Source organism: Oligoflexus sp., from assembly GCF_035638955.1.
Taxonomy (GTDB): Bacteria; Bdellovibrionota_B; Oligoflexia; order Oligoflexales; family Oligoflexaceae; genus Oligoflexus.
Genome location: NZ_DASQYZ010000112.1, coordinates 136,138 through 149,384 on the forward strand (window position 1 = coordinate 136,138; position 13,247 = coordinate 149,384).

10 protein-coding genes and 1 tRNA gene are annotated in these 13,247 nt (G+C 52.6%); 3 read left to right on the forward strand and 8 right to left on the reverse strand.

The annotated features are described in order from the left end of the window. Positions 1-69 precede the first annotated feature (69 nt). Positions 70-672, forward strand: coding sequence for a DUF3885 domain-containing protein (locus tag VE954_RS11115; protein ID WP_324952658.1), 603 nt, complete (start codon positions 70-72; stop codon positions 670-672). Between the two features lie 415 nt (positions 673-1,087). Here the strand turns inward: VE954_RS11115 and VE954_RS11120 are convergent, their stop codons facing one another. The 3 genes from VE954_RS11120 to mnmH form a co-directional block, all read right to left on the reverse strand. Continuing rightward, positions 1,088-1,279, reverse strand: a complete 192-nt coding sequence (locus VE954_RS11120; RefSeq protein WP_324952660.1) for a hypothetical protein — start codon at positions 1,277-1,279, stop codon at positions 1,088-1,090. A 38-nt stretch (positions 1,280-1,317) separates the two neighbouring features. After that, positions 1,318-1,394: transfer RNA gene (locus tag VE954_RS11125), tRNA-Met, on the reverse strand. Positions 1,395-1,604: 210 nt separating this feature from the next. After that, positions 1,605-2,663, reverse strand: coding sequence for a tRNA 2-selenouridine(34) synthase MnmH (mnmH, locus tag VE954_RS11130; protein ID WP_324952662.1), 1,059 nt, complete (start codon positions 2,661-2,663; stop codon positions 1,605-1,607). A gap of 390 nt (positions 2,664-3,053) precedes the next feature. Here mnmH and VE954_RS11135 point away from each other — a divergent pair, with 390 nt between their 5' ends. Then, on the forward strand, positions 3,054-3,998 hold the full coding sequence (locus VE954_RS11135; RefSeq protein ID WP_324952664.1) for a hypothetical protein: 945 nt from the start codon (positions 3,054-3,056) through the stop codon (positions 3,996-3,998). Positions 3,999-4,065: 67 nt separating this feature from the next. On the opposite strand, the gene VE954_RS11140 is transcribed toward VE954_RS11135, so the two are convergent. The 3 genes from VE954_RS11140 to carA form a co-directional block, all read right to left on the reverse strand. Then, complete coding sequence (locus VE954_RS11140) at positions 4,066-4,407, reverse strand: hypothetical protein (RefSeq protein ID WP_324952666.1); 342 nt, start codon at positions 4,405-4,407, stop codon at positions 4,066-4,068. A gap of 254 nt (positions 4,408-4,661) precedes the next feature. Beyond that, positions 4,662-7,979 carry a carbamoyl-phosphate synthase (glutamine-hydrolyzing) large subunit gene (gene carB, locus VE954_RS11145; protein WP_324952668.1) on the reverse strand — a complete coding sequence of 1,106 codons (3,318 nt, stop codon included), beginning with the start codon at positions 7,977-7,979 and terminating at the stop codon, positions 4,662-4,664. Between the two features lies 1 nt (position 7,980). Then, positions 7,981-9,099: a glutamine-hydrolyzing carbamoyl-phosphate synthase small subunit gene (gene carA / locus VE954_RS11150; protein WP_324952670.1), complete on the reverse strand. Its 1,119-nt coding sequence runs from the start codon at positions 9,097-9,099 to the stop codon at positions 7,981-7,983. A gap of 144 nt (positions 9,100-9,243) precedes the next feature. Between carA and VE954_RS11155 the strand changes: the two genes are divergently transcribed. After that, positions 9,244-10,425 carry a thiolase family protein gene (locus VE954_RS11155; RefSeq protein ID WP_324952672.1) on the forward strand — a complete coding sequence of 394 codons (1,182 nt, stop codon included), beginning with the start codon at positions 9,244-9,246 and terminating at the stop codon, positions 10,423-10,425. 309 nt (positions 10,426-10,734) lie between these two features. Here VE954_RS11155 and VE954_RS11160 read toward each other — a convergent pair whose 3' ends face one another. Together VE954_RS11160 and VE954_RS11165 are read right to left on the reverse strand one after the other, a co-directional pair. Continuing rightward, positions 10,735-12,489, reverse strand: a complete 1,755-nt coding sequence (locus tag VE954_RS11160) for a cyclic nucleotide-binding domain-containing protein (protein WP_324952674.1) — start codon at positions 12,487-12,489, stop codon at positions 10,735-10,737. Between the two features lie 81 nt (positions 12,490-12,570). Continuing rightward, positions 12,571-13,185, reverse strand: a complete 615-nt coding sequence (locus VE954_RS11165; protein ID WP_324952676.1) for a hypothetical protein — start codon at positions 13,183-13,185, stop codon at positions 12,571-12,573. Positions 13,186-13,247: the final 62 nt, after the last annotated feature.

Below are 13,247 nucleotides of genomic sequence, written 5' to 3' on the forward strand. Positions count from 1 at the left end.
AAGCCGGGCCTTCTGTTTAACCTCCTTTTCGTCCCTACCATCGCGATTACCCCCACCATGACGGCCGCCATGAGCATAAAAAATCAAGTTGAATCAATCTTTGGATTGAATGTTTTTGATCATCCCTTGTTTTATCGATACCAAGGTGGGCTTCGCTTGGAGCTCTCGCAAGGGGGAACGCATTTGAACCAATTTCTAACTGCGGTCGCGAGAGCAAAAGTAGTATGTGATTATGTATTCCAAAATGAGAGCGATATAACGATTTGCCTGCAGAGTCATGCGACCAACCTTGCTGATCTACTGCGCAGCATGCGGCAGCTCAGGGAAGCAGGCATTGTTATGCCTTCTGACAGGGAGCATTGGTTGTCTCCCGAGCCTGACGACGAAGAGTTAATCAGAAGAATGCTGGTCTTTTCTCTACCGAAGGACTTTATCTCGAACGTCCTATGGTGTGCGTGTTCGTCAGACTTTGCAATTAGACCACGTCCCGGGTTTAGCTGCTACCTGTTGAATCTCGACCTGGGCATAGCAATCTTACCGTATGACGACAGGGGTATGGACATCGTTGGTCCCAATCACACGTACCTGAAGAGCCTCTACAATAAATTTCAGGATTTCCTTCTCGACTATGATCGTGACGTCATGGACCAGACGTTTCGGAAACAGACCTAAAGTAGCTGCCATTTGTTATAAGGGATGTAAGCCCAGCCAGCGGATACCACTACGGTTACTTTTCATTCCGATTTGGGTGCAGCTGAAGTACTGGCTTTTGATCGAGCTCGCTAATTTTCTACGTCGAGAACCGCATATATGTGTAAACGTCAATCCAATCTGTAGGTAAAGTCAGTGGAAAAGAACGATAAGTGGATACTTGTTGCGTCAACTATGGTCGCCGGCATTTTAATACGTCCCATTTCACGGAAATTTTTTCCGGAGTCTGACATACTTCAATTGGTTTTCATGGGCCTTGGGGTGTATGTGTTTGTTTTGGCCACAATTACTGTGTACAGGAAGTTGCGGCACAAGTGATGCCCCGTGTGTTGGGGTTTTTATTAGAGCACATGAAAGCTCATCCTTGAGCTCGTGTTTAGATAAGATCTTTTAAGAGCAGCTTCATCAGCTGCTTTTTTTGTACCCTGATAACAACGTACTCGCCATCTTCCTGGAGCACGGTCGAGGTTTCTTTGGCCTTTGGGCTGAAGCCGGCAGGTCGGCCTAAGCCCTTTTCCATATTGCGAACTCGCAAATCGGGTTCACGGTACCAATTGATTCTTTTCATGGATTTGTTTCCGCTGTTAAGGACTAACAGGGGATAAGTGGTAGCGAGAGGCGGGATTGAACCGCCGACCTCGCGATTATGAATCGCGCGCTCTAACCATCTGAGCTACCTCGCCATAAGCCAAGGCCACCATTTTTAGAGGCTTTGGTTGAGGTTGTCAACGGGGAAGCATTGGTTTTGCCGCTTTATTTTGGGATTGGGGGAGGTATAAGGTGTCGACCTAGATGTGTAAAGCGTCATATTGGAAACAAGGGCGGGGTCTGCCGTCCCTTTCACTTCCAGGTTTATGACTCTGATATGACAATGTGGCGATGGAGCTGGAAGACTAGCGCGCATACTGCTCGAGGATCCACTGCCGGCATTCCTCAAAAGTCCCGCGGAAGGTCACAGACCGGGTGGAATGAAGCTGCGAGTGCGCATAGCGGCCGTCGTAGTATTCGGTCAGAAGCGTCGCAATCCACCGCATATGCGCCTCGCGATCCGAGCTGGCAAAGGCCTGATGAATTTGTTCCACAACCTTGGAGGTCAGAAGTCCCCCCAGACGCCGCCGAAGTCTAAAGGTGCTGGCCAGGGCCACCTCTTCGAGCTTTTGCTTTTCCAGCCCGGAATTGAGCTCCTGCTCGATATACTCTTCATAGATATTCGAACAACGCTCCTCAAGAGTCGCTTCCAGCATAATCACAGGACTGTTGGTCATCGCGTCGATCACAGCCTCAGGAATATGCAGACTCCCCACCACCTTACTTTCATCTTCGACCAACACCGGCTGCTGGGTAATTCGCAGTCCAAGCGCCAGACTGTTCTCAAAATTAGTCTGCGTCGGTTGCGGCCGATGCAGCAAGCGACCAAAGCTGCTGCCACGATGCGCCGCGCAGGCCTCGATATCGAGCTTATCGCTAATAGGCAACGCCTCCAGCAAACGCGTTTTACCAGCCCCCGTTAAACCGGATAGGACTCGAAACGCAGGTGGCCCGGCCAGCACGTCCAGGAGATCATGCCGCAAGGCCTTATAACCGCCCTCCACGCGCAAAACTTCGTGGCCTCGCTCCTCAATCCATTCCGAAGCCAACGCCGAGCGCATACCCCCGCGCCAGCAGCAGACGATCATAGGAGACCCTGGTGCGGTATTCCTGAGCCACTCATCCACGCGTGACTCGCGAACCGGACCAACAAGTCGCTCGCCCAGTTCGATAGCTGCTGCCTGACCCTGCAGTCGATAGCAAAGGCCAACCTCATGACGCTCCTGATCGCGTAGAATGGGCGCGTTATAAAAGCCAGGGATGGCGGCGGTGGCAAATTCACCCTCGGAACGAACATCCAACATGCCGTAGGTGTTTGTAGGAAGGAGATCCAGGGCCGTCCTGGCAGAAATCGTATCGGGCACAGCGTATTGTCCTGATTGTCCGGGCGTTGATGGAACACGATTAGCGAATACGTAGCAGTTGTGCCGCCTGTTTGTCTAAAAAGCAATGGAATAGCCCTGCCCGTGCCGCGAATCTTGATGGCGAAGGGCGCACGATTTCGCGTTCCATTTCCAGTTGGGTGATCAAGAAGTTTAAGGAACTGTTGATCAATGCGAAGGTAACTTGAGTGCGGCAGTGTTAGTCAAAACCGAAGGTGAATCGCCCGCGAGACAGCTGGAGAAAACAATTATAGTTTGTTAGTCAGAGCAATAAAGTCCCATGAAATATTTTTAAGTGGAAAATAAAGGCTTTTCATAAAGACAGAAAGGCTGCTACCTGTATACAAACTTCAATACAGATGGGAGCAAACAATGCGTCTTTTCCCGGCGCTTGGCGTCGTCATGAGTCTATTTCTCACAGAATCTTTGTCCGCACTGCCTTCGTTTCCCAAGGCCCGCGAGGAAACGGAACCCAAAATCCCCAGCCCTTATGAAAGGTGTCAGCAGCCTTTGAAAAATGTGAGTGAAGACCTTCTCTTCACATGCGCCGAACATGAGTTCTGGCATGCGTTTTCCGATGGACGTCTCAAACCACGCAAAGAAGCAGAAACCATTCTTGCTGATATCATGAAGCTGACCCAGAAGAGCACCGAGGGAGCCAAACGCGGACGACTGCTCGCCCTGCGTGGCTATCTCCGTCTATCGATGGCCCTGGAAAACGCCAAGCTTGAATACTTACTCCTCGGCGGTATGGAAAACGATTTCAAAGCAGCCAAAAAACTCGATACCGAAAACAAAACCTACGACACCTTCCTGGATACCATCATCATGGCGAAATCCGCCGCATTCGGTGATTGGAAGAAAGCCACAGCACTTGCCCTGCCAGCCTTTGAAATTCTAAAGGATCATCCGACCAATATTCTGGCGTTATCCGGCACCACCATTGGCTTTCCCATGAACTCCGGCCTACCCCAGAAAACCATCGAGTTTTTGAGCACGTGGACCTGCCCGGATGATATCGCGGATTTCTGTTACGACAACACCCAGCACGCACCCTTTGCCCGCCCCGGCCTCAGTTTTCACTTTGCTGAAGCCTATGCGCGCATGGGGGATCGGGCTAAAACGATCGAGTATCTGGAAAAGGCGAAACAAGCACCAGCGTATGACGCCTGGCAGTATAAGCACCTCGTGGAAAAGCCCCTGGCAGATATGGATACTTACATGGCCTATTGGAATGCCTTTGGGCCAGCGGACAGCGCCTTTGATAAGGTTTATGCCAACCAGAACTTTGGCTGCGTGATGTGTCACGGGCGGTAGGATCAAAAGAGAAAGCCCGGATCCCTATGCGGTGATCCGGGCTGGCAAGAGAAAGGGATGGGACCACTTACTGCTGACAGGCGCAGCCGGCTCCAATATGACAAATCTTGGACCAGTTGATACAGTCGTCTCCACAGGCCTGGCTGTTGCGGCAGATCTTGCAGCACGAAGCATTGGTTTCACCGGCGATGCGATTCAGACCCGCATTCTGGAAAATCACCTGCGACATGCCTGTGGCGGCCGAACTCATCGAAGCCTGCTTACCAAGATCACCGCTTCGATCCAAGGGCAGCTGAGCTGTTTGTTTACCTGAGCAATTAGTGTTGACGGCTTGTTCCTCGGCGTAAACCTCAAAAGCGAACAGAGCCAACATAGTAAAAAGTATCTTACGGATAGTTTGCAAAGTCATATTTCCTCCTGAATTCAGGGCCTTTGCCCTTCCTCATTGATGCCATGCTCCATACATATCAAGTTATCGGGGTTGCCCTGATCAACTCCAGTAACCTTTGCAAAGCCTGAACAATGCTGGGTTAAACGACATGATTATTTCCTGGCCGGCAGACCAGTTGAGATGACTTTTAAGGACCTTTCAGAAAGGACATAAAAGGTAAGAATTCTAAGGCGAGGGGTAGGGCCCTGACTTTCATCAGGGCCCGGGACGACTTAGCTGCGATAACTCGGCAGCGGAAGAACTTCATGACTGGTCAGGAAGTCTGGACAGCGGTCCAGAGCCTGTACATAGGCGGTAACGATTTCCATATTGGTCAGCAGGGAACAACCAAACTTCACCGCCGCCTGGCGGGTCAGCGAACCGCGGGTCAGCTCACCACGCTGGCTGTTCTTGGGGATGTTGATCACAAAGTCGACCTTACCATCTTTGATGGCCTGGATCACATCATTGGGACCTTCACCAGGCCAATCCAAAGGCGTAACGGGAAAGCCATGATCCTGCAGATACTTCGCTGTGCCCTTGGTCGCGAACAGAGGAATCCCGAGTCCCACCAACGCTTTGGCTGCTGGCAGGAAGCGCAGTTTTTCCTTTTCACTCCCCGAACTGACAAGCACACCTTTTTCGGGACGGTAAACACCCGAGGCTTCCATGGCTAAAAGGAGAGCGTGATCCACGTTCTCACCAATGCAGCCCACTTCACCCGTCGAGGCCATCTCCACGCCCAAGATAGGATCCGCACCACCGAGTCGTTTGAAGCTGAACATCGCAGCTTTCACACCGACGTAAGGCAGATCATCTTCATTGAAGCGCGCAAGGTTGGGTTTGCCGCCGATCATGACATCGGTGGCGACGTCCGCAAGATTCAGGCCGACCGTTTTGGAAACAAAAGGAAACGAACGTGCCGCACGCGCGTTACATTCGATCACCTTGATGTCACCTTCCTTGGCCAAAAACTGCATGTTGAAAGGACCGTTCAAATTCAGACCCTGAGCGATAGCGCGACCCGCCTTCCGCACCCGGCGGACGGTCTCCACATAAAGTTTCTGGGCCGGCACCACCAGCGTGGCGTCGCCGGAATGCACACCCGCATTTTCAATATGCTCGCTGACTATCGCGGTCAGGATTTCCCCATTCTTGGCCACACCGTCGAGCTCGATTTCACGAGCACCTTCGATGAACTCAGAAATGACCACGGGATGTTCAGGTGAGACATCGTTGGCATTGATCAAACAAAGCGACAACGATTCATCATCATAGGCCACACTCATGGCCGCACCCGACAGCACATAACTGGGACGAATCAGCACCGGGAAGCCCACCTCATCGATGAACTTCTGAATATCCTCTTTGCCCTTGGCTGCCGTCCAACGCGGCTGGCCAATGCCCAGATCATCCAATAGGCTCGAGAATCGGCTTCGATCTTCGGCCCGGTCGATGCTGTCGTGTTTATGGCCGAGGATTTTCAGACCAGCGTCGGCCAGGGGTTTGGCCAGGCGATTCGGCAGCTGACCGCCCATGGAACAGACAACTCCCACAGGACGTTCGACATCGGCGATATCGAGGATGCGTTCCAGGGAGAGTTCTTCAAAATAAAGACGATCGGAACTGTTGTAATCCGTCGACACAGTTTCCGGGTTGCAGTTCACGATGATGGAGCGCCAGCCGGATTCCTGCAGTTTGCGCGAGCAACTGACGGCGCACCAATCGAATTCCACCGAGGTTCCAATACGGTACGAACCGCCGCCCAAGACTACCGCCGAGAAAACCTTTTGATCATCCGGCAGCGGATCGGAAAAAAGGCCGCCATAGGACATGTAAAGGTAGTTCGACGGTGAAGGGTATTCACCGGCTGTGGTATCGATCTTCTTGATGACGGGTTTCACACCGAACTCAAGGCGCAGTTTGCGCACGATCATGGAGGCTTTTCGCACCTCGGTGGCTCCCGAAGGGCGTTTGGCGGCGCGCAGCATGACGGCTGCAATCTGCTCGTCACCAAAGCCTTGGATTTTCCACCGACGCCAGTCTTCACCGCTCACTTTTTGCAGAGACTTGACCATAAAGGTTTCGACCTCAAGGGAGGCATCGCCTTTGGTCCCATGATCGCGAATTTCCTCTTCCATCCTGATCAGGTGGAAGAGGTTATAGAGAAACCATTTATCGATCGCGGAAAGTTCGGCAACTTTTTCAATCGACCAGCCGCGGCGGAACGCTTCGACCACAGCATAAAGACGCTTGTCAGTGGGGGACGTGAGCTCCTCGACCAATTCATCTTCGGAAATCGCTGCCCGAACCATGCTGAGGCCTTCGGGGTTTTCCGTGACCATCCGCGTCGCCTTTTGAATGGCTTCAGGGAAACTGCGGCCGATCGCCATGACTTCACCGACCGATTTCATGGTCGAGCCGAGGTTGCGATTCACACCGTGGAACTTCAAAAGATCCCAGCGGGGCATTTTAATCGTGACATAATCCAGCGCCGGCTCGAAGAAGGAGTAGGTGATGCCAGTGACCGGATTTTTGAGTTCCAGAAGGTCATAACCCAGGACCACTTTCGCGGCGATATAGGCAATCGGATAACCCGAGGCCTTGGACGCCAAAGCCGAGGAACGCGACAGTCGGGCATTCACTTCAATGATGAAAAAACTCAAGGATTTCGGATCGAGTGCATATTGAACGTTGCATTCACCCACGATGCCGAGCGAATTCACAATCGTGATCGCCGCGTTTCGCAGGATTTGATACTCGTCATCCGAGAGCGACTGGCTGGGACACACCACAATCGAGTCACCGGTGTGAATGCCCAGGGGATCGAAGTTTTCCATGTTGCAGATGGTGATGGTGTTGCCCTCGGAATCACGCATCACTTCGTATTCCACTTCCTTCCAACCCTTGAGCGATTTTTCGACCAGCACCTGAGGCGAGGACGCCAGGGCGGGCTGCACAAGGTTTTTGAGCTGCTCATCATTGCTGGCGAAGCCGGAGCCGAGACCACCCAGGGCAAAGGCCGCCCGTACGATCACGGGGTAGCCGATGCTGTTGGCCGCTGTTAATGCCGATTCCAAAGTTTCACAGGCAAAGCTGGCAGGAACCGGCATATCGATCGAACGCATCTTTTGCGCGAAATCATCCCGGTCTTCCGTGAGCCGCAGAACCGAGGCAGGGGTGCCCAGGTTCAGGACGTTATATTTTTTCAGAATGCCGCTTTCATGCAGAGACATCAAACAGTTCAGGGCCGTCTGACCGCCGAAACCGGCGATGATCGCGTCCGGCTTTTCTTTCTGAATGATCTTTTCAACCCACTCGGTTTCCACTGGGTAAAGGTAAACCTTCACGCCAGCAACCGGGTTGGTTTGAACGGTGGCAATGTTAGGGTTGACGACGATGACTTCGATTTTTTCTTCAATCAAAGCCTTGATCGCCTGGGTTCCCGAATAATCGAACTCACCTGCCTGGCCGATGGAAAGACCGCCAGATCCGAGCAAAAGAACCTTGGGAGCACGTCCCAGATCGGCCAGTTGTTTGAGCAAGGGCATATTATTTTTTCACCTCCGCCAGGATTTGTTCAAAGATCCAGGATGTATCACGCGGACCGCCCGAAGCTTCGGGGTGGAACTGCACAGAACGGAAAGGCTTGGATTTGTGCCGAATGCCCTCGATCGTTTGATCGTTGACGTTGCGGAACCACGCTTCCCATTCGGTGGGCAGCGACACATCTTCGACCACGTAACCGTGGTTTTGGCTCGTGATATAACCACGCCTGGTGCCCACTTCATAAACCGGCTGGTTATGACTGCGGTGACCATAAGGCATGCGCCTTGTGATGGCGCCTGCAGCCAGTGACAGAATCTGATGACCCAGACAGATGCCCAGAATGGGCCGGTCCTGGTGCAGAAGTTTTTCCACCTGCTGCGTAAGGTCACCCGTACGAGTCGGATCGCCAGGGCCGTTGGAAAGGAGCCACATATCGCAGTCCACCGTGCTGAGATCTGTATCCCAGGGTAGCAGTTCCACTTCACAGTCGAAGTTGATGAACTGGCGAATGATGTTCCACTTAACGCCGCAGTCGATGAGGCCGACACGGGTGCTACCCTTGCCGAGCAGCATCCGTTCCTTGACCGAAACTTCTGTCATGATATTGTTCATGCCCGGATCAAAGAAGGCATTCGGGGTTTTGGGTGTGAGCGCGCCCATGTCGCGATAACCTTCAGAGTGTTCAGGTTCAATGCGACCCAAAAGATTGGGCTGAGAGCGAATCAGATGCACCAGATGTCTGGTGTCGAGTCCGACCACGCAGGGCACGCCTTGATTTTTTAGCCATTCATCAAGCGATTGGAAACTATTCCAGTGAAACACTTCCGGACTATCAATTGTCAGAATAACCGCAGCGGCGTTGGCGCGAGCGCTTTCAAAGCCGCGTGGAAAAGGCAGCTGCAGACCAAGACCTTTGGGAAGGTCCGGAATCCCGTAGTTGCCGATCAATGGATACGTGAAGCAGAGAATCTGTCCAAAATAAGAAGGGTCGGTTATCGCTTCCGAATAACCGACCATTCCAGTTGTAAAAACAAGTTCACCACTAGCCCGGAGCGGGGCACCAATCAGATCCCCCTGAAAGCTGCTGCCATCGGAGAGGACGAGTTTACATTTCTGGCGCATGGTTTGGTTGACCTCGACACACAGGTTAAAAAATTGCGCTCGAACATAGCCGATTCGCAGTGAATTGGCTATGATTTAGTCCGCTTTCACGGACGAGTTTCGACAATTGAGAATCGTTCCAGATTTGACGAGGAGTTCACGCTGATGAAACAAAGACAAACTGTCATAGCCTACGCCAGCCGCACCGCAATCGGCAAATTGGGTGGCTCGCTGTCCATGACGCCTGCCCCACGTCTGGGCGCTACGCTGGTCGCTGATGCCATGAAGAAATTGAAGTTCACCGGCGCGGAAGTCGATGAAATTATCATGGGAAATGTCTTAACAGCTGGTGTGGGTCAAGCACCGGCGCGACAGGCAGCACTCTATGGTGGGCTCCCGCATTCCGTTTGCGCCACCACTGTGGGTCGCGTGTGCGGCAGCGGGATTAAAGCGGTCATGCTGGCTGATCAAGCCATTCGTCTGGGCGATGCTCAGATCATCTTTGCCGGTGGCCAGGAAAATATGAGTCTCGCGCCGCATCTTCTGATGAACTCGCGCACAGGCTATCGCTATGGTTCCATCGAAGCCAAGGATTCGATGCAGTTCGATGGTCTCTGGGACCCCTATAATAATACAGCCATGGGCAACTGTGGCGAAATCTGCGCCAAAGAATATGGCTTTACCCGCGAAATGCAGGACGCTTTCGCTCTGCAGAGCTACACACGGGCCCGCAAGGCGGTGGAATCCGGTGTGTTTGCTGAAGAGATTGTCCCCGTTCAGGTCGCCGATAAAAAAGGTACCAAATCGTTTGAATTGGACGAGGAGCCTTTTGCGGCGGATCTGGATCGTATTGGGTCGCTGCGTCCAGCCTTCGAAAAGGATGGAACCATTACCGCAGCCAACGCGTCATCCATCAATGATGGGGCAGCCTTGTTGGTTTTGACTTCGGAAGAAGCGGCGCAGAAGCATGATCTGAAACCTTTGGCTCGCATCGTTGCGCAGGCGTCCTATGCTCAGGATCCGGCGCGCTTTACCACCGCTCCGATTGGTTGCATGAAGCGCCTCTTCGAAAAGACCGGTTTGAAGGCCAAGGATATCGATATTTTCGAGATTAACGAAGCCTTCGCGGTCGTGGGCATGGCGGCCATCCGTGATCTGGATCTCGATCCTGCCAACGTCAATCCCCATGGCGGTGCGGTTTCGCTGGGACATCCCATCGGCGCCTCGGGTGCACGCATTCTGGTCACTTTGCTGAATGGCCTGAAGCAACGCGGAGGTCAACGCGGATTGGCAACGCTGTGTATCGGTGGTGGTGAAGCGAGTGGGGTGATTGTGGAGCTGATGTAATCAGCCCCTTATCGACTGGACTCATCCAAGGCGGGTTTACTGAGAACCCGTCTTTCTCCGAGTGGTGCTCTTGCTCTCGAGCCAGGTGGCTACATCCATCGCGCGCTTTGCATTTAACTCTTTGATACGATTAACAAAAATCGTACAGCAAGCCTTGCAACGAAGATCAGGATTGTCCTTGCCATCATACTTGGGGTGTCCCATACAAACGATCTTTTCCATAGCGAATCCCTTCCATTTCAACAGCATCAGATCAGCAGGAGTTTCTTACACTCTATGTTTAGCAGGGATTATGCCAGGGAAGAGGAATCAGGAGGCGACGCGATTGGTCTTTTGATTCTGGTCATTTACGAGTTTGTTGACGAGGCGCAGGGCATAGCGCTTGTATAGTTTTCTGGCGATCGCCCCGTTTTTATCCATCAGCATTTCAAAATCAGCACGTTTGATCCAGCCCACCTGGACGGTGCTCTGGGCCACGAATTTAACGCGCGTAGGCTGGTCCATCAGAAGCCAGAGTTCACCAAAGGTATCCGTCTCTTCCAGCTTATCAGCCTCGAATTCCGTGCCACTGGCATCGCGTTTCCAGATGCTGATCGTGCCGCGTAAAAGGAAATAAATCCCAATGGGCTCGTGATTGAATTCAAGGATAACCGCGCCTTTGGGATATTCACGAGCTTTGCATATATCCTGGAGCAGTTCCTGCTCGGGTGTGCTGAGGTCCACCAAAAATTCCGCCTGCAGAAAGGCGTCCCAATTAAAGCTGCGATCAGGGCCGGGGTTGGCTTGCTGAGGCCTTGCCCCTGCGTCCACCGGTGCGGTCTTCTTCAAATAGGCATCCGTGGGAGACGGCACAGCGGGTTGGGCCGCAAGGCCTTTAATTTCCATACGGGCCTGTGGTTCCGCATGAACCATGGCATCCGTGGTCGTATCCTGAATGGAAAAAGGATTGGGAGATTTCTGTGGGGCCTTGGGCTTGGACGGCTCGGGCGCCCGGTTTGGACTGGCAGCCTTGCTATTGGTGATGTTCCGTGTCCCGCGCTGTGTGGACATGATCTGCATTTCCGTGGCCTTGGCTTTATTCATGGCTCGCTCGTAGCAGTAAGCCGCGCGTTCGAAGAGTTCACCCTTTTCAAAGGATTCACCGGCTTTGTCAAATTCCGCCATGCGCTCGTAAACCATACCGCTGTATTCATAGGCGCCGACGTTATTAAACAAGGCACCCAGCAGAATATTTTCGTCTCTGGAAAAATCCTTATAGGAAATCAGCTCGGGTCCAATGTCTGAGGTATTGCGCAGATAAGCGGCGCTGGCGGACGCCAGGTTATTGTTGCGAATGAGTTCAACCATGAGCTTGACCATGCGCTTTCTGGCCACGAGGATGTCGGTCAAACGAGTGTCGACCTTTTCCTCGATCAGTTTGCGCATGATGAAGTTCAGTTCTTCTTCAGCAAAATCGATTTTATCGATATCGGGATGGCTATCCACAAGGTGGATATACTGATCCAGAGCGCGATCGAATTCCTTGTTGCGTAAAAACAGGCGGGCCGAGTCGTGATGTTTGCCGAGTTCCAGATAGCATTCGGCGGCTTCCAGAGTGGCGCCGGCTTCCATGAAATAAGGAATGGCTGTGGGTAGGTCACCGAGTTCACGGGCACATTTGCCGACTTCCATGGGCATGTTGGCTTTTTTGTAGCATTCCATGGCCTCTTTCCACATGCCGTAGCGGGCCAGCATATAACCGGCGCGATTGGGTCTTTGGATGCGGATTAAAACGTCGGCGGCATCCTTGATCAGGCCAGCTTTTTCCAGGATGTTGATGGATTCACGCAGCATACCCAGCTGTTCCAGGATCTTGGCGCAGCCGCGGAAGTTGCCTTCCTGATAGAGTTTTTGGGCATAACGATAGGCGCGTTTTTCAGCACGGGAGAGGCGACGGCGGTCGGACTTTCGCTTCTTCTGATCACGACGCGCGCGACCAGCGAGATTCGAATTGATAAGCTGCCAGGCCAGGTACAGAATACCCAGTAAAATAATCAAGGCGGCTATTAGGGTGGTCGCCCGCATGAATAAATGATCCTCCGCGCTTATATCCGTATCGGACAAATGCAGAGGAATTTAAGACAATTCGGCAGAATCCGGGGCGATTCAGATACGGTAGCCCAGCCAGATCTGGGTGTAGGAATCTTTGACAATTCGGCTGATTTCCTGGCCATCTTCAAGGGTTGTCTGGATTCCAGGGGAATACGTCTGCGTGATCTTGAGCTGCATTCCCGCCCCTAAATGTATTATTGTCCCGAAGCCATAGTTGGGGATGGGGAACATGGTCTGGCGGCTCACGATCCGGCTGCCCATGAAACTGATTTCGTTGAAGTAGTCCCGTCGGGCCAGGCCGCCGAAGACCATGGGCGAGATCATGCCGTTATAAGGAATGATGGTCAGGTCCATCGAGTTGGTCGTGCTGATGCCGTTATCCTCGAAGGGCAGGTATTCATAGACCTTGGCTTCCACATTCTCCTGTTTTTTAAGCCCGACCTTATTATCGAAAGATCGACGATGGGTCAGGCCTATAAGAAAATGCTGGCCGAGGCCCAGCGAAACGTTGGCACTGATGGAATTGCTGCGATAGCGTTCAAGCGCCGCATTGGATAATTCGGAGGAACCCGATAAACTGATGCTTATGGCTGCCTGGGCATGCGTGGCTGTCAGCAGTGCAAGCAAGGCTGATGCGATGAGGCCTGTGAGTTTGGATAGACCGCTCATGTTGTCTCCTGTTTTCCAGGTCGCGAATTTCTGATAAGCTCGCCCACTAAACAGTGTAACAC